At 74.3% G+C, this 17361-nt stretch carries 13 protein-coding genes; 10 read left to right on the top strand and 3 right to left on the bottom strand.

What is annotated here, in order from left to right; genetic code table 11:
- Positions 1-77 precede the first annotated feature (77 nt).
- The 3 genes from HCC30_RS10225 to HCC30_RS10215 all read left to right on the top strand — a co-directional run bounded on the left by HCC30_RS10225 (position 78) and on the right by HCC30_RS10215 (position 2212).
- Complete coding sequence (locus HCC30_RS10225) at positions 78-632, top strand: SAV_6107 family HEPN domain-containing protein (RefSeq protein WP_169442103.1); 555 nt, start codon at positions 78-80, stop codon at positions 630-632.
- 94 nt (positions 633-726) lie between these two features.
- Positions 727-1497, top strand: a complete 771-nt coding sequence (locus tag HCC30_RS10220; RefSeq protein WP_169442102.1) for a methyltransferase — start codon at positions 727-729, stop codon at positions 1495-1497.
- Between the two features lie 259 nt (positions 1498-1756).
- A complete protein-coding gene (locus HCC30_RS10215; RefSeq protein WP_169442101.1) occupies positions 1757-2212 on the top strand; it encodes a DUF3040 domain-containing protein in 456 nt (151 codons plus the stop codon).
- Between the two features lie 215 nt (positions 2213-2427).
- On the opposite strand, the gene HCC30_RS10210 is transcribed toward HCC30_RS10215, so the two are convergent.
- The 3 genes from HCC30_RS10210 to HCC30_RS10200 are packed head-to-tail and all read right to left on the bottom strand — an operon-like array spanning position 2428 to position 7237.
- On the bottom strand, positions 2428-4878 hold the full coding sequence (locus HCC30_RS10210; protein ID WP_346776569.1) for a DUF3488 and transglutaminase-like domain-containing protein: 2451 nt from the start codon (positions 4876-4878) through the stop codon (positions 2428-2430).
- The gene (locus HCC30_RS10205) at positions 4875-6245 is read right to left on the bottom strand and encodes a DUF58 domain-containing protein (protein ID WP_169442100.1); all 1371 of its coding nucleotides are present in this window, start codon (positions 6243-6245) and stop codon (positions 4875-4877) included. The genes HCC30_RS10210 and HCC30_RS10205 overlap by 4 nt, the downstream gene beginning before the upstream one ends.
- Positions 6245-7237 (bottom strand): AAA family ATPase, encoded by a 993-nt coding sequence (locus HCC30_RS10200; protein ID WP_169442099.1) that lies wholly within the window; start codon positions 7235-7237, stop codon positions 6245-6247. The genes HCC30_RS10205 and HCC30_RS10200 overlap by 1 nt, the downstream gene beginning before the upstream one ends.
- 688 nt (positions 7238-7925) lie before the next feature.
- Here HCC30_RS10200 and rsmH point away from each other — a divergent pair.
- From rsmH to murD, 7 genes are all read left to right on the top strand, one after another.
- Positions 7926-8903, top strand: coding sequence for a 16S rRNA (cytosine(1402)-N(4))-methyltransferase RsmH (gene rsmH, locus HCC30_RS10195; RefSeq protein ID WP_169442098.1), 978 nt, complete (start codon positions 7926-7928; stop codon positions 8901-8903).
- Complete coding sequence (locus HCC30_RS10190) at positions 8900-9277, top strand: septum formation initiator family protein (protein WP_169442097.1); 378 nt, start codon at positions 8900-8902, stop codon at positions 9275-9277. Before rsmH ends, HCC30_RS10190 begins: the two co-directional genes overlap by 4 nt.
- Positions 9278-9645: 368 nt before the next feature.
- Positions 9646-11460, top strand: coding sequence for a penicillin-binding protein 2 (locus HCC30_RS10185; protein ID WP_206323651.1), 1815 nt, complete (start codon positions 9646-9648; stop codon positions 11458-11460).
- Positions 11461-11577: 117 nt separating this feature from the next.
- The gene (locus tag HCC30_RS10180) at positions 11578-13185 is read left to right on the top strand and encodes a UDP-N-acetylmuramoyl-L-alanyl-D-glutamate--2,6-diaminopimelate ligase (RefSeq protein WP_346776568.1); all 1608 of its coding nucleotides are present in this window, start codon (positions 11578-11580) and stop codon (positions 13183-13185) included.
- Between the two features lie 6 nt (positions 13186-13191).
- Complete coding sequence (murF, locus tag HCC30_RS10175) at positions 13192-14628, top strand: UDP-N-acetylmuramoyl-tripeptide--D-alanyl-D-alanine ligase (RefSeq protein ID WP_169442094.1); 1437 nt, start codon at positions 13192-13194, stop codon at positions 14626-14628.
- Positions 14625-15689, top strand: coding sequence for a phospho-N-acetylmuramoyl-pentapeptide-transferase (gene mraY, locus HCC30_RS10170; RefSeq protein ID WP_169442093.1), 1065 nt, complete (start codon positions 14625-14627; stop codon positions 15687-15689). Before murF ends, mraY begins: the two co-directional genes overlap by 4 nt.
- Entirely contained in the window at positions 15689-17158 is a 1470-nt protein-coding gene (gene murD / locus HCC30_RS10165; protein WP_169442092.1) for a UDP-N-acetylmuramoyl-L-alanine--D-glutamate ligase, read from the top strand. Before mraY ends, murD begins: the two co-directional genes overlap by 1 nt.
- Positions 17159-17361: the final 203 nt, after the last annotated feature.

Below are 17361 nucleotides of genomic sequence, written 5' to 3'. Positions count from 1 at the left end.
CGCACGATGGGTACCGACAGCCGCATCGGACGGCCGCATCAGCGCAACTGCCGGACAACGACCGGAGGTTGGTTCTCATGCACGGTTCCCGAAGCACACCCGCGACGCCCCACGGCCGGGGCGACGTCCACCCCGTCCTCCGCCGGGCCGCCGAGGCACACGGGTCCTCCCCGGTGCCCGGCCTGCTCGCCCAGGCCCAGCACGGGCTCGACGAGGCCGCCCGGCTGACGGACCCCAACGAGCGGTACGCCACCGCCCACCTCGCCGCCCTGCGCACCGCGGCCGCCGTCCTCGCCGCGCGCACGTCCCCCGCGCGCGGCCGGGGCCGACGCCGCAGGCCCGGCATCCGCCCGGTGTGGGAGGTGCTGACCGAGGTCGCGCCCGAACTCGCGGAGTGGAGCGCCCTGTTCGCCTCCGGCGCCGACCGCAGGGCCCGCGCCGAGGCCGGGATACCCGGCGCCGCCGGAGCGCGCGAGGCCGCGGAACTGCTGCACGCGGCCGAGGTGTTCCTGCGGCTCGTCGAGCGGACGCTGGTCACCCAGCCCGCCCTGCCCCAGCCCCGCGTCGCCCCCGCCGACGAGGAGCCCCCGGCGGACGCGTACGGGAGGCCGGGGCGCCGTCGCGCGGGGTGACCCGGCGTGCCGGGTACCGGCCCGGAGCGCCCGTCGCGGGGAGGCAATAGGGTTGGGGCTGTCCGTACCAGAAGCCGCCGAGGAGCACCCTGCTATGTCCCGCCCCAGCGCAACTCTCCGTACAGCCGTGGTCCGGGAGGTACTGCAAGGCGCTCTCGAACGGCGGGTGAAGACCTCGGGCCGCGACACCCTGGAGATCCTCGACACCGGCGGCGGCACGGGGAACTTCGCCGTCCCCGTCGCCCGCCTCGGCCACCGCGTCACCGTGGTCGACCCGAGCCCGAACGCCCTCTTCGGCCTGGAGCGCCGGGCCGCCGAGGCCGGGCTCGCGGGCCAGGTCCGCGGCGTGCAGGGGGACGCGAGCGGCCTGTTCGACGTGGTCGAGCGCGGCGGGTACGACGCGGTCCTGTGCCACGGCGTCCTGGAGTACGTCGACGACCCGGCCGAGGGCCTGCGCAACGTCGTCGACGCGCTCCGCCCCGAGGGCGGCACCCTCAGCCTCCTCGCCGCCGGGCTCGGCGGCGCCGTCCTCGGCCGCGCGCTGGCCGGCCACTTCACCGAGGCCCGCACCGCGCTCGGCTCCGACGACGGGCGCTGGGGCGAGAGCGACCCGATGCCCCGCCGCTTCACCGCCGAGCAGCTGCGCGCGCTCGTCGGCGCCACCGGTCTGGAGATCGCGGCGCTGCACGGCGTACGCGTCTTCTCCGACCTGGTGCCCGGCGCCCTCGTCGACACCGAGCCGGACGCCCAGGAGGCGCTGGCGCGGCTGGAGGCGGCGGCGGCCGAGTCCCCCGCGTTCCAGGCGGTCGCCAGCCAGCTGCACGTACTGGCGGAGACGGCCGGAACCCCGCAGAAGGATCACTGACCAGCGCACTCTTCCCGGAGCGGAGTCGGACGAGCCGACCCGGACGGTCGCCACCCGCCGTATGATCGAGGAACACCGTCCGGCATGGCGGAATGACGGCAGGGGAATGCACGCATTGCGTGACCCGTGCCGCCGTCCGGCATCCGGGTCCTGGTGGGAGGAACTGGCGTAGAGGGGCGGGTTTCACGGGGGCGATTCCCTGCCTATCCTTGAAGGGTCGCATCCGGTCGCCCCCGCGACCGACGAGTAGGAGGACTCCGTGCCGCTCTCTGAGCACGAGCAGCGGATGCTCGAGCAGATGGAGCGAGCGCTGTACGCCGAAGATCCCAAGTTCGCGACAGCGCTCGAGGGAAGCGAGCTGCGCAGGTACACCCGCAAGCGGGTCTACCAGGCGATCGCCGGCTTCCTTGTGGGTATCGCCCTGCTCATGGCTGGGATGGTCATCCAGGAAATCATCTGGGTCAGCGTCGTGGGCTTCCTCGTCATGCTCGGATGCGCCGTACTGGCGGTGACCGGCTGGCGCAAGGCCCCCCGCAACGGCGAGCAGCAGGGCCAGGGACAAGGCCAGGGCCAAGGTGCTCCGCCGGGCGGAGCACGGGCAGGCGGCGGAGGCAGCACTCCGCAGGCCCGCCGTCAGGCCCGGTCACGCCGTTCGATGATGGACAGGATCGAGCAGCGGTGGCAGCGCCGCCGGGACGAGGGCCAGGGCCGCTGAGCCGCCCCTCCGCCGTACGGTGAACCCGCCGGCCCCGCCACCGGGGCCGTCCGACCGGGCCGTGCACGGGCCCGGGCCGGACACCGGCCCCAGCCAGGACCAGCCCCACGGGCAGGACAGCTTTCCCCGGCTCCGGCCGGGAACGGGTGTGGGGCCGCTCTCCTTCGCGGAGAGCGGCCCCACACCCGTTTTCCGTAGGGGGAGGGGACGGGTTTTCAGGTGTTCTCGCGCGGGTGGCGGTTCGTCGCGCGGCGGAGTTTCGCGGCGCAGGCGGCCAGGGCCGAGGAGGCGCGGTCGCCGGCCCGGGCCCAGTGGCCGGCCGCGGACCACAGCAGTCGGACCGCCGAGTTCGGCAGCAGCACGGCCCGTACCCGCAGGCGGCGCGGGGCGGCGGCGCGCAGGCCCGCGTGCGCGAGGCGTACGTCGTCCGCGATGCCGGGTGCGGGGCGCGGGTGGGGGGCGTACAGCGTCTGTTCGACGGCGAGGGCGACCCGGTGCACGGCCTCGGCCGGGCCGGGGGCCAGCTCGCCGACGCGGACGAGGCGGTCGGCGGCGGCCCGCGGGGTCGCCGAACCGTCGGGGGCGACGCCGTGGTCCCAGCCCGTGTCGAGCAGCTCGCGCCAGGCGGCCAGTACGGCGCCGGTCGCCGCCTCGCCCGGCCCCGGTGGAGCGGAGGCGGCGCGGCGCAGGCGGCGGGTGCGGGCCCGCCGCCGCCACAGCATCGGCAGCAGCGCACCGCCGGTGACCAGCAGGACCGCGCCCGAGCCCGCGAGGACGGAGCCGAGCGGGAAGCCGGAGTCTCCGCCGCCGCCGGACGCGGCCTGGCCGCAGGACGGGTCGGTGGAGTCGTCGGAGGCGCAGGTGTCGGGCTGTTCCGGTTCGGGCGCCGGGTCGGAGGCGGAGTCCCGGTCGGGCAGCTGCTCCTGCGGGGTGTCGCCCGGGTCGGGGAGCTGCGGCGCCGCGTACTCGGGGGTGGTGCCCCGGGTGGGGGTGGGCTCGAAGCGGGTCCAGCCGACGCCCTCGAAGTACAGCTCGGGCCAGGCGTGCGCGTCCTTCAGGCCGACGTCCATGGTGCCGTCGCCGCGTGCCGTACCGGGGGTGAAGCCGACGGCGACGCGGGCCGGGATGTCGAGGGTCCTGGCCATCGCGGCCATGGAGAACGCGAAGTGGACGCAGAAACCCTCCTTCTGCTCCAGGAAGTTGACGATCGCGGCCGAGCCGCTGCCCGCGCGTACCTGGGTGTCGTAGGTGAAGCCGCCTTCGGTGGTGAACCAGTCCTGGAGCTTCACCGCGCGCTCGTAGTCGTCCCGCGCGCCCCGGGTGACCTGGAGCGCCCGCTCGCGGACGACCGAGGGCAGCGACTCGGGCACCCGCGTGTACTCCTCGCGCAACTGCCGCGGGGGCTCCGGCGCCTCGCGCAACTGCTCGGCCGTGGGGGACACCTGGAGGCTCTCCACCTGGTACCGCGCGCCCCGCGTCGTCTGCCCCCGGTCGCCGACGAGGGTGCGGCCCTCGGGCTCGAACCGCCAGCGCCCGCCGATCCGTACGTCGGTGGCGGGGTACGGGAGGGGCAGCCAGTTCTGCGCGTACCAGTCGGCGGTGACGACGGTGCTGCGCACCTTCCGCCGCTCCACGTCCCGCGCCAGCCCCGGGGCCGGCGGCAGCGGGCTCGGTACGGAGTCGATGCGGCGCTCGGAGGGCTTCCAGGCGGAGCCGTCGAAGCGGTCCAGGGCGACGATCCGCAGATACATCTCCCGGGTGTCCTCGGCGTCCGTGGTGTACGTGAGCGCGGTGCGGTCGGCCGGCTGGTTGAGGCTGTCCTGGAGCGCCACCAGCGGGTTCACCGCCGACACCGTGCCGCCGTCCTGCTGCTTGCCCGAGCTCTCGCCGGGCGGCCCGAGCAGCCCGTCGCCCAGCGAGGGCAGCACGGCGGGCACGGCCAGCGCGATGCCCAGCGTGAGGACGCCGATCCGCTGCCCCGTCCGCAGCGGGGCCGTGCCGGGGCCGCGGCCGGTACGCCGCCAGGGGCCGCCGGGCGGCGGGGAGTGCGGCGCCGCGTCCCGGGGAGCGGCGAAGAACTGGCCCCAGCCGGCGGTGCGTTCCCGCCCCTCGGCGAGGAGGAGCAGCAGGTAGCCCACGGCGGCGCACAGGAACCACAGCCAGCGGGTGCCGTCGTGCCGGCCGAGTCCGGCGGCCACCGAGTACAGCGCCAGCAGCGGCAGCCCGGCGGGTGCCGCGCTGCGGAAGGTCACGGCGAGGACGTCCACGAGCAGCCCGATCAGCAGCACGCCGCCGACGAGCATCAGCCGGATGCCGTCCGTGGCCGGGGCCGGTATGGCGAAGCGGCCCACGTCCTGGCCGCCCTGCGCCAGCAGGCTGCTGAACTCCGCGAGCGCGTCGGGCCCGGGCAGCAGCCCCGCGACGGCCGCGTCCCGGGCGAAGAGCACCGTGAGCAGCAGCAGCGAGAGCACGGCCTGGACGAGGGGCACCACCGGCGGCGGCGCGGAGGCCCGGCGCAGCGCGACGCCGGCCCCGGCCTGCACGACGACCAGCGCGGCGGCCTGGAGCAGCCACCACGCCGGGTCGGCCAGCGGCAGCAGGGCGCAGGCGGAGGCCAGGGTGGCCAGCGCCGCGAAGCAGGCGAGTCGGGTGCGTCCGGTGGTCACCGCAGGCCCTCCAGGGTCGGGTCGCCGATGTGCCGCCACAGGTCACCGAGCGGCCGCCCGGGCCCGCCGGCCAGGACCGTCCAGCCCGCCTCGCGCAGGGTCCGGTGGGCCGGCGCCGCCGTCGCGTCCACCGGCGAACTCCCGCCGCCCGGGCCCCCGGTGGCGTACGGCGGGCCCTCGGCGTCCGGCAGCCCCGCGACGAAGGCGACGGCGTGGCCCGTGCGGTGCCGGAGCCCGGCCAGCGCGGTGGCCTGTGCCTCGTCGAGGGTGCCGAGGAACGCGAGCAGCGGGCCCGTCTCGCCGGGGCCGCCCGCGCCGTGGCGGAGCAGGTCGACGGCGCGTTCCAGGCCGGGCTCGGCGGAGTGCTCGACGGCGGCGAGGGTGTCCAGCAGGAGCCCGGCGGCGTCCGCGCCGCTCCCGGCGAGCAGCCCGCCCTCGGGGCCCGGCACGGCCGGGCCCGCCTCCGTCATCAGCCGCACGGCGTAGCCGCGCTCGTGCAGGTGCAGCGCGACGGAGGCGGCGCCCGAGACGGCCCACTCGAAGGGCGAGCCGGGCCCCGAGCCCGCGTACGCCACGCGCCGGGTGTCCAGCAGCAGCGTGCAGCGGGCCTGCCGGGGCTGCTCCTCGCGACGGACCATCAGCTCGCCGTGCCGCGCCGTGGACCGCCAGTGCACCCGGCGCAGGTCGTCCCCGCGCCGGTAGCCGCGGGGGATGACGTCGTCGTCACCGGCGAGGGACGGGGCGCCCTGCCGTCCGTCGCCGTGGCCCGCGCTTCCGCCCGGCAGGCGTACCGGGGGCAGCGACTCGGTGCGGGGGACGACGGTGAGCGCGTCCTGCGGGCTGAAGGCGCGGGTCATCTCGCACATCCCGAACGGGTCGGTGAGCCGTAGCTCCAGCGGGCCCAGCGGGTACCGTCCGCGCAGGTCGGAGCGCACCCGGTAGGACACCTCGCGGCGCCCGCCCGGCTCGATCCGGTCCACCATGAACCGCGGGCGCGGCCCCAGCACGTACGGCACCCGGTCCTGGAGCATCAGCAGCCCGGTCGGCAGCCGCGAGACGTTCTCCACGCTCAGCCGGACCCGGGACTCCGCGCCCGCCGGCACCCGGCCGGGGGAGAGGCCGCGCGAACCGGCGACCCGGTGCCGGGTGCGGTGCAGCACCAGGACGCACACCAGCGGCAGCGCCGCCAGCAGCAGCCCGACCCGCAGCAGATCCGTCTGCCCCAGCACGTACGCGCAGACCGCGGCCGCCACCCCGGCGGCGAGGAACGAGCGGCCGCGCGTGGTCAGCCCGCCCAGCGCGCCGCGCAGACCGTCGCGCGCGGGCCCGGACGCGGGGGCCTCGGCCGGGCCGGGGCCGCCGGCCATCAGTGGCTCCGGGCGCGCCGCTGCCCGTACGGGTCGGGCACGGGCACGCTGCGCACGATCTCGGCGACGATCTGCTCCGACGTCCGCCGGTTCAGCTGGGCCTGCGCCGTGGGCAGCAGCCGGTGCGCCAGCACGGGGACGGCCAGCGCCTGCGCGTCGTCCGGCAGCGCGAAGTCCCGTCCGGCCAGGGCCGCGGCGGCGCGGGCGGCGCGCAGCAGGTGCAGCGTCGCGCGCGGGGAGGCGCCCAGGCGCAGCTCCGCGTGCGCGCGGGTGGCCGCGACCAGGTCGACCGCGTACCTGCGCACCCCCTCCGCGACGTGCACGCCGCGCACCGCCTCGACCAGCCGGCCGATCTCGTGCGCGTGCGTCACCGGGTTCAGGCCGTCGAGCGGGGAGGCGCCGCCGTGCACGTCGAGCATCTCCAGCTCGGCCTCCGGGCTCGGGTAGCCGATGGAGACGCGGGCCATGAAGCGGTCGCGCTGGGCCTCGGGGAGCGGGTAGGTGCCCTCCATCTCGACCGGGTTCTGGGTGGCGACGACCATGAACGGCTCGGGCAGCTCGTAGGTGTGCCCGTCGATCGTGACCTGCCGCTCCTCCATCGACTCCAGCAGCGCGGACTGGGTCTTGGGCGAGGCGCGGTTGATCTCGTCACCGATCACGATCTGCGCGAAGACCGCGCCCGGCTTGAACTCGAACTCCCTGCGCTGCTGGTCGTAGACGCTCACGCCGGTGATGTCCGAGGGCAGCAGGTCGGGGGTGAACTGGATGCGCCGCACGCTGCAGTCGATCGACCGGGCCAGCGCCTTGGCCAGCATGGTCTTGCCGACGCCGGGGACGTCCTCGATCAGCAGGTGCCCCTCGGCCAGCAGCACGGTCAGCGAGAGCTGCACCACCTCGGGCTTGCCCTCGATCACCGTCTCGACCGAGCCGCGGACCCGATCCGCCGTCCTGCTCAGATCCCTCAGGTCCGCTCGCTCGTCAAAGGTCGTCACCCGGCCCTCCTCGGCCCTGCCCCGTTGTCGTCCCGTGCTGCCACTCGGAACGCATTCTTCCTGCCGAGCGGCCCTCGCGTCACCGTTCCCCGGGGAGTTGGGGAACCGTCCCCCGCCGCGGAGGCGCGATCCGGTGCCCCGGAACGCCGCGGCCGGCAGCCCCGTACGCGCGGGAGCGCCCGGCGTGGTCACGACCGTAGACGCCCGCGGCGGCCGGGGCGCGGCGTGGGCGACATGTGAGGCAACCCACAGTGTTCACGGGGCTGCCGCCCGTGTCCCGCCGTCCCGGGCGCCCGGGACGGTACGGGCCCGCCCGCCGAGGGTCCGTCCGCGACCGGAAACCGGTCGCTCCGTGACCGGGTCCGACCGCTCCCGAGGGCCTCCGGGAGCTGCGCGGACGCGCCTCTCGGCCCGTGGTTGACCGCCGTGCCCAGTGGACTAGAGTTGCGCGACGTGGGAGGCGCGACACTCCCCAGGCCCCGGAATCCCTCGCGCACACGGCGCGTGCGGCTCGGCCTCCTCCCGTTCCCCGCCCGCCGGCAGGCCCCCTCGCGGCCTGCGCCCCGGCGGCCCCCGGCCGAGCGGACGGAGCGGCGGCGGCACGCGAGCGCGGCCGAGGACGGGGAGCGTGGACGCCACGGGCCCTGCCGCCGGGCGGTCTTGAGCCCGTAAGAGAGTGAGAGGGCACATGACCAGCGACGAGCGGACAGCCGGCGAGCGGCACAACCCGGTGATGCTGCGGCGCTGCCTGGATCTGCTGGCCCCCGCCCTCACCGAACCCGGAGCGGTCGTCGTCGACTGCACGCTCGGGCTCGGCGGCCACAGCGAGGCCCTGCTGAGCACCTTCCCCGAGGCCCGGCTCATCGGCCTCGACCGCGACCCGCGCGCCCTGGAACTCGCGGGCGAGCGGCTGGCCCCGTACGGCGAGCGGGCCACGCTGGTGCACGCCGTGTACGACGAACTCCCCGAGGTCCTCCAGCGGCTCGGCCTGCCCCGCGTGCAGGGCGTCCTCTTCGACCTCGGCGTCTCCTCCATGCAGCTCGACGAGGCCCAACGCGGCTTCGCCTACGCGCAGGACGCGCCGCTCGACATGCGCATGGACCAGACGACGGGCATCAGCGCGGCCGAGGTGCTCAACACCTACCCGCCGGGCGAACTCGTCCGCATCCTGCGGCAGTACGGCGAGGAGAAGCAGGCGAAGCGGATCGTCGAGGCCGTGGTGAAGGAGCGCGCCAAGCAGCCCTTCGACCGCAGCGCCCGCCTCGTCGAGCTGATCCGCGACGCCCTCCCGCAGGCCGCCAAGCGGACGGGCGGCAACCCGGCGAAGCGCACCTTCCAGGCGCTGCGTATCGAGGTCAACGGCGAACTCGCGGTGCTGGAGCGGGCGATCCCCGCCGCGGTGGCGGCGCTCGGCGTCGGCGGCCGCATCGCCGTCCTCTCGTACCACTCGCTGGAGGACCGGCTCACCAAGCAGGTGCTGACCGCGGGGGCCACCAGCACGGCGCCCGAGGGGCTGCCCGTCGTGCCCGAGCAGTACCAGCCGCGGCTCAAGCTGCTCACCCGTGGTGCCGAACTTCCCACCGAGGACGAGATCTCCGAGAACCGCCGTGCCGCCCCGGCCAGGCTGCGCGGTGCCGAACGGATCAGGGAGGCCCACACGCCATGAGTGGAACGCAACGGCTCGCCCGGCTCTCCCGCCTGGTGCCCTCGGGCACGTCGACGGCGGCCCGCGCGCCGTTCGTTCTGCTCGTCGTCCTGATACTGGGTTCGGGACTGCTGGCCCTGCTGTTGCTCAACGCCTCGGTGAACCAGGGGTCGTTCAAGCTCAGCAAGCTGGAGAAGCAGACGGAGGAGCTGACCGACGAGCAGCAGGCGCTGCAGCAGCAGGTCGACTCGTACTCGGCGCCCGGCAGTCTGGAGAAGCGGGCGCGGGAGCTCGGGCTGGTCCCGGGCGGCACCCCCGCGTTCCTGGAGCCGGACGGCACGGTGAAGGGAAAGCCCGAGCCCGCAGCGAACGACCCGCAGCAGGAGGCACGGTGAGCGAGCGTCCCCGTGAACCGCGCCGGCGCCCGAGCGGCTCCGGCGCCGAACCGCCGGGCTCGTCGGGGCGGCCGGCGCCTTCCGGCCGGCCGGCTTCGTCGGGGCGTCCCGCGTCGCCGGGGCGAGCGTCCGCGTCCGGCCGTCCGTCCGGTGGCGAGGGGCAGCGGCGTGCGGACGGGGCGCCGGCCAAGGGCGGACGGCGTCCGGCCGGGAGTGCGGCCTCCGCCAAGTCCGGGGCGCGCGGCGGGAGTTCGCGCGCCGGAGCGGGGGCGCGTGGCGGCAGCGGGCCGAAGGGGCCGCGCGGGCCCGGGGGACCGGCGGGGCGCCCGGGCGGTTCCGGGGGTTCCGGTTCCGGTGGCGGCGCCGGGCTGCGGCTGGCGAAGCCGAAGCCGCGGCTCCGGCTGATCACCTTCGGGCTCACCTTCGTCGTGCTCGTCTTCACCGCCCGGCTCCTCCAGGTGCAGGCCGTGGACGCCAGCGCCTTCGCCGAGAAGGCCGCCGTCAACCGCTACATCACCGTCCCGCAGGTCGCCGAGCGCGGCACCATCGCGGCGCGGGACGGCTCGGCGCTGGCCACCACCGTCGACGCGTACGACATCACCGCCGACCCGTACCTCTTCACCCGCAAGCAGACCGGCGTCGCCGACGCGCCCGAGCGGGCCGCCGCGCAGCTCGCGCCGGTGCTGGGCGAGGACGAGCAGGAGCTGGCGGCCAAGCTGTCCAGGAAGAAGACCCGGTACGTGCTGCTCGCGCGGCAGCAGAGCCCGCAGGTCTGGCAGAAGATCAAGAAGCTGAAGGCCGATCTGGCCGAGGACGTCCCCGCCGGCAAGGGCAGCGTCCTGGCCGGGATCTACCGCGAGGAACACGCCAAGCGCGTCTACCCGAACGAGAAGCTCGCCTCCTCCGTCCTCGGCTTCGTCAACGCCGAGGGCAAGGGCGGAGCCGGCCTCGAGGCGCAGATGAACAAGCAACTCGCGGGCCGCGACGGCAAGATCACCTACGCCCAGTCCGGCGGCCGCCAGGTGCCCACGGCCGGCGTCCGCGAGCGCCCGCCCCGGCCAGGCGCCGACGTCGACCTCACGCTGGACCGCGACATCCAGTGGGCCGCGCAGAAGGCGATCGTCGAGCAGGTGGAGGAGTCGCAGGCCGACCGCGGCTACGTCATCGTCCAGGACACCCGCACCGGCGAACTCCTCGCGATGGCGAACGCGCCCGACTTCGACCCCGGCGACATCACCCGCGCCGACCCGGACGCGCTCGGCAACGCGGCCGTGCAGGACGCGTACGAGCCCGGTTCGACGGCGAAGCTGATGTCGATGGCGGCCGTGCTGGAGGAGGGCAAGGCCACCCCGGCCACCGAGGTCACGGTGCCCAACCGGCTCAAGCGCGCCGACCGTTCGTTCGCCGACGACGTCGACCACGAGACCTGGCACCTCACGCTGAACGGCGTCCTCGCCAAGTCCAGCAACATCGGCACGATTCTGGCCACCGAACAGCTCGGCAAGACCCAGAAACAGGCCAACCAGGTCCTCCACCGCTACCTGCGGGACTTCGGCATCGGCCGCGAGACCGGCCTCGGCATGCCCGGCGCGACCTCCGGCATCCTCCCGAAGCCGGAGGACTGGAGCGCCTCGCAGCAGTACACGATCCCGTTCGGCCAGGGCTTCTCGCTCAACGCCGTCCAGGCGGCGTCCATCTACTCGACGATCGCCAACGGCGGCGTCCGCACCGAGCCCTCGCTGCTGCGCGGCACCACCGGTCCGGACGGCCGCTACCGCAAGGCCCCGGAGCCGGAGAAGAACCGGGTCGTCAGCGAGAAGACGGCGAAGACGCTGGCGAAGATGCTGGAGTCCGTCGTCGACGACATGGAGGGCACCGGGACGACGGCGAAGATCCCCGGCTACCGGGTCGCGGGCAAGACCGGCACGGCCAACCGCGTCGACCCGCAGACGGGCCGCTACAAGGGCTACACGGCTTCCTTCGCGGGTTTCGCTCCCGCCGACAAGCCGCGCATCACGGTCTACTGCGCAGTGCAGAACCCCAAGAAGGGCAGCTACTTCGGCAGCAGCGTCTGCGGTCCCGTCTACAAGCAGGTCATGAAGTTCGCCCTGAAGTCCCTCCAGATCCCGCCCACCGGAGAGGGCCCGGCCAGGCTGCCGGTCCTCGCCCGGTCCGGCGACTGAGCGGAAGAGCGCCACGTGAGAACGATCACTCAGCAGCAGTGCAACCCTCAGGGGTCTCCGTCCCCCGCAAACCCCTCGCTTCGCCCCACGGGCGCCGGGCCCGGTACGCTCACCGCCGTGCCACAAGCTGATCAGAGTTACCCCGTACCGCCCCGTCCCACACATGTGCGACCGGTTCCGCTCGCGGAGCTGGCCCGGCAGCTGGGCGCCGAGGTCCCCGAGGGCGCTGAGAGCGATGCCGCCGCGACGGGCATCACGCACGACTCCCGTGCGGTCCGCCCCGGCGACGTCTACGCGGCCCTGCCAGGCGCCAGGTTCCACGGCGCCGACTTCGCGAACCAGGCCGCAGGGCTCGGCGCGGTGGCCGTCCTGACCGACCCGGCAGGCGCCGAGCGCGCGGCCGGCACCGGCCTCCCGGTGCTGACGGTCCCGGACCCGCGCGGCCGCATGGGCGCACTGGCGGCCACGGTGTACGGGGAGCCCGGCGAGGGCCTGCTCCAGATCGGCATCACCGGCACCTCGGGCAAGACCACCACCGCGTACCTGATCGACGGCGGCCTCCGCGAGCTCGCCAAGAAGGACGACGCGCCGACGGGTCTGATCGGCACCGTCGAGTCCCGGATCGGCGACGAGCGGATCAAGGCCGAGCGCACGACGCCCGAAGCCACCGAGCTGCAGGCGCTGTTCGCGGTCATGCGCGAGCGCGGCGTCAACTCGGTGACGATGGAGGTCTCCAGCCACGCGCTGGTCCTCGGCCGGGTCGACGGCTGCGTCTTCGACATCGCGGTCTTCAACAACCTCAGCCCGGAACACCTGGACTTCCACCCCGACATGGAGGACTACTTCCAGGCGAAACGGCAGCTGTTCACCAAGGCGCGCTCCCGCGCCGGAGTCGTCAACTTCGACGACGAGTACGGCTTCCGCCTGATCAGCGAATCCGAGGTGCCGGTCACCAGCTTCTCCGCCGAGGGCCACCCCGACGCGGACTGGCGTGCCGAGGACGTCGAGCTGGGCCCGCTCGGCTCGTCCTTCACCGCCGTCGGCCCCGACGGCCAGAAGGTACGGGCCGCTGCCCCGCTGCCGGGCCCGTTCAACGTCGCGAACGCGCTCGCCGCGATCACCGCGCTCGCCGCCGCCGGCATCGACCCGCAGACCGCGGCCGACGGCATCGCCTCCGTCGCGGGCGTCCCCGGCCGGCTGGAACGGGTCGACGCGGGCCAGGACTTCCTCGCCATCGTCGACTACGCGCACAAGCCGGACGCCGTCGAGTCCGTGCTCTACGCCGTCCGGAAGGTCACCGGCGGGAAGGTGCACGCCGTGCTCGGCTGCGGCGGCGACCGCGACCCGCACAAGCGCACGGCCATGGGCGCGGCGCTCGCGCGCCTCTCCGACACGGCCGTCCTCACTTCGGACAACCCCCGCTCCGAGGACCCGCTCGCGATCCTCGCCACCATGCTCGGCGGCGCCGCCGAGGTACCCGCGCACGAGCGCGGCACCGTGCTCCTGGAGGAGGAGCGGGCCGCCGCGATCGCCGTGGCGGTCGGCCACGCCGAACCCGGCGACACCGTGATCGTCCTCGGCAAGGGCCACGAGCAGGGCCAGGACATCGCGGGGGTCGTACGCCCCTTCGACGACACGCAGGAACTGCGCGAAGCCATCCGCCGCAAGCAGGCAGGGGCCTCCGCGACCACTCACCGGACAGAAACCCACCGGACAGACGCCTGAGAATCGATGATTCCCCTATCCCTCGCCGAGATCGCCGCTGTCGTCTCCGGGCAGCAGTGCGACATACCGGACCCGGAAGCCCGGGTCACCGGACCCGTGGTGATCGACTCCCGGGAAGCAGTTCCCGGCAGTCTCTTCGCCGCCTTCGCCGGAGAACGCGTCGACGGCCATGACTTCGCGCGTACCGCAGTGGAGACCGGAGCCGTGGGCGTGCTCGCGACCCGGCCCGTCGGTGTGCCCGCCGTCGTCGTCGACGACGTCACCCGCGCCCTCGGAGCCCTCGCCCGGTACACCACGGAGAAGCTGGGCACGCGCACCGTCGCGCTGACCGGCTCCTCCGGCAAGACCAGCACCAAGGACCTCATCGCGCAGCTCCTGGAGCGGATCGGCCCCACGGTCTGGCCCCAGGGCTCGCTCAACAACGAGATCGGGCTGCCGCTCACCGCGCTGCGCGCGGATGCGGACACCCGGCACCTCGTCCTGGAGATGGGCGCCCGCGGCATCGGCCACATCCGCTACCTCGCGGGCCTCACCCCGCCCGCGATCGGCGTCGTGCTGAACGTCGGGACGGCGCACATCGGCGAGTTCGGCGGCCGCGAGCAGATCGCACAGGCAAAGGGCGAACTCGTCGAGGTCCTTCCCGAGGACGGCCTCGCCGTGCTCAACGCCGACGATCCCTACGTACGCGCCATGAGCGCCCGTACCCGGGCCCGCGTGCTCACCTTCGGCGAGTCCGAGGACGCCGACATCCGCGCCGAGAACGTCCGGCTCACAGGGAACGGTCAGCCCTCCTTCACGCTCAGCACACCCACCGGGTGCGGTGACGTGACCATGCGGCTGTACGGTGAGCACCACGTGTCGAACGCGCTCGCCGCGGCGGCCGTCGCCCACGAACTGGGCATGCCCGCAGGGGAGATCGCCGACGCGCTCTCCGCCGCGGGCACGCTCTCGCGTTGGCGGATGGAGGTCACCGAACGCGCCGACGGTGTCACGGTCGTCAACGACGCCTACAACGCCAACCCCGACTCGACCAGGGCAGCGCTCCGCGCCCTGGCCGCGATGGGCGGGGCGCGCAAGGAGTCGGGGGGCCGTACCTGGGCGGTGCTCGGCGAGATGGCCGAGCTCGGCGAGGATGCGCTCGCCGAGCACGACGCTGTCGGACGGCTCGTCGTCCGGCTCAACGTCAGCAAGCTCGTGGCGGTGGGCGGCCAGGAGGCCGCCTGGCTCGACATGGGCGCCAAGAACGAGGGTTCGTGGGGTGAGGAGTCGGTGCACGTGTCCGACGCTGAGGCGGCAGTCGACCTGTTGAGAGGCGAACTGCGCCCGGGGGATGTCGTACTGGTCAAGGCTTCCCGGTCCGTCGGCCTGGAGCGCGTGGCCGGCGCCCTGCTCCAGGGCGGCCACGGTGCTGCGGGTGCCGAGGGTGAGGTCGCCCAGCGATGAGGCAGATCCTCTTCTCCGGTGTCATCGGCATGATCCTGTCCCTGGTCGGCACCCCGCTGCTGATCAAGCTGCTGGCCTCCAAGGGCTACGGGCAGTTCATCCGTGACGACGGTCCGCAGAACCACCACAGCAAGCGCGGCACCCCCACCATGGGCGGTATCGCCTTCATCCTGGCGACGCTCCTCGCGTACGCCCTCACGAAGCTGCTGACGGGCAGCCAGCCGACGTTCTCCGGCGTGCTGGTGCTGTTCCTCTTCGCGGGCATGGGCCTGGTCGGCTTCCTCGACGACTACATCAAGATCGTCAAGCAGCGCAGCCTCGGCCTCCGGGCCAAGGCGAAGATGGCGGGCCAGCTGATCGTCGGCATCGCCTTCGCCGTCCTCGCGCTCAACTTCCCGGACGCGCGCGGCCAGACCCCCGCGTCCGACAAGCTCTCCTTCACCCAGGACTTCGGCTGGTCCATCGGACCGGTGCTGTTCGTCATCTGGGCGCTGTTCATGATCCTCGCGATGTCGAACGGCGTGAACCTCACCGACGGCCTCGACGGCCTGGCCACCGGCGCCTCGGTGATGGTCTTCGGCGCGTACGTCTTCATCTGCATCTGGGAGTACCAGGAGTCCTGCGCCAACGCGCTGACCGCCGGGCCCGGCTGCTACGAGGTACGCGACCCGCTCGATCTCGCCGTCGTCTCGGCCGCGTTGATGGGTGCCTGCTTCGGCTTCCTGTGGTGGAACACCTCGCCCGCGAAGATCTTCATGGGTGACACCGGCTCCCTCGCCCTCGGCGGCGCGCTCGCCGGTCTGGCCATCACCTCCCGCACGGAGCTGCTGCTCGCCGTCCTCGGCGGCCTGTTCGTCATCATCACCATGTCCGTGGTCATCCAGGTCGGTTCCTTCCGGCTCACGGGCAAGCGGGTCTTCAAGATGGCGCCGCTCCAGCACCACTTCGAGCTCAAGGGCTGGTCCGAGGTCCTCGTCGTGGTCCGCTTCTGGATCATCCAGGGCATCTGCGCCATCGTCGGCGTCGGCATCTTCTACGCGGGCTGGGCGGCGGTGAACTGATGACGGAGCCCACGCAGCCGCCCGCCCCGGCCGAGGAGTTCGCCGGACGCGAGGTCACCGTCGCCGGGCTCGGCGTCAGCGGCATCAGCGCCGCCCGCGCGCTGGCCCGCTTCGGCGCCCGCGTCACCGTCGTCGACGGCGGCGACAGCGAGACCCACCGCGGCCGGGCCGCCGAGCTGGAGTCCGCCACCGGCGGCGCCGTCACGGTCCGCCTCGGCGACGCCGGGACCCTGCCGCCCGGCACCACGCTGGTCGTCACCTCGCCCGGCTGGAAGCCGGACAGCCCGCTGTTCGCCGCCGCGGCCGAGGCCGGCGTCCCCGTCTGGGGCGACGTCGAACTGGCCTGGCGGCTGCGCGGGCCCGACGCCCCGCCCTGGCTGGCCGTCACCGGCACCAACGGCAAGACGACGACGGTGCAGATGCTCGCGTCGATCCTGCGGGCCGCCGGCCACCGCGCCCCCGCGGTCGGCAACATCGGCACCCCGCTGGTCGACGTCGTCCTCTCGGAAGAGCCGTACGACGTCCTCGCCGTCGAGCTCTCCAGCTACCAGCTGCACTGGGCACCGAGCCTGCGCCCGCACTCCGCGACGGTGCTCAACCTCGCGCCCGACCACCTCGACTGGCACGGCAGCATGCGCGCCTACGCCGACGACAAGGGCCGCATCTACGAGGGCAACCGCACGGCCTGCGTCTACAACGTCGCCGACCCCGAGACCGAACGCCTGGTCCGCCAGGCCGACGTGGTCGAGGGCTGCCGGGCCATCGGCTTCACGCTGGGCAGCCCCCGGCCGTCCGAACTCGGCGTCGTCGACGGCATCCTGGTCGACCGCGCCTTCGTCGAGAACCGCGCGGAGCAGGCCCAGGAACTCGCCGAGGTCTCCGACGTGACCCCGGCGGCCCCGCACAACATCGCCAACGCGCTGGCCGCTGCGGCCCTCGCCAGGGCCTTCGGCGTCCCGGCCAACGCGGTACGCGAGGGCCTGCGCGCCTTCCAGCCGGACGCGCACCGCATCCAGCACGTCGCGGACGTCGACGGCGTCGCGTACGTCGACGACTCCAAGGCCACCAACACCCACGCCACCGAGGCGTCCCTGGCCGCCTACGACCCGATCGTCTGGGTCGCGGGCGGCCTCGCCAAGGGCGCGACGTTCGACGAGCTCGTACGGAACGCGGCGAAGCGGCTGCGGGCCGCCGTCCTCATCGGTGCCGACCGCCACCTCATCCGGGAGGCCCTGGCGCGACACGCCCCGGATGTTCCCGTGGTCGACCTCGAACGGACCGACACTGGAGCGATGTCAGCGGCGGTCGCGGAAGCCTCGCGCCTGGCCGTCACCGGCGACACGGTCCTGCTGGCACCGGCCTGTGCGTCGATGGACATGTTCGTCAACTACAACGCCCGCGGCGACGCCTTCGCCGACGCGGTGCGTGACCTGGCCGCCGACGGCCGGGAGCGGCAAGAGCAGCAGTAGCCCGCGGCGGGTCCCCGGTGACCGCGGCGCGGGCAATCCACAGGGGGCACACGACTATGACGGCTGTCGGCGACCGCTCACCGGCGGCACCTCGTGACGGGGCGCGGGACGGGCAGTTCGGGCCGGACGGGCCGAACTGCCCCGTCCACGAGGGCGGCAGAGACGCACCTCCGGACCCGGAAGCCCGGGCCGGCGCTCCGGCG

Origin of the sequence: Streptomyces sp. HNM0574, from assembly GCF_012726235.1 — a bacterium.
Taxonomy (GTDB): domain Bacteria; phylum Actinomycetota; class Actinomycetes; order Streptomycetales; family Streptomycetaceae; genus Streptomyces.
The sequence above is the reverse complement of the archived record's forward strand: the minus strand, read 5'-3'. Positions and strand labels throughout refer to the sequence as shown.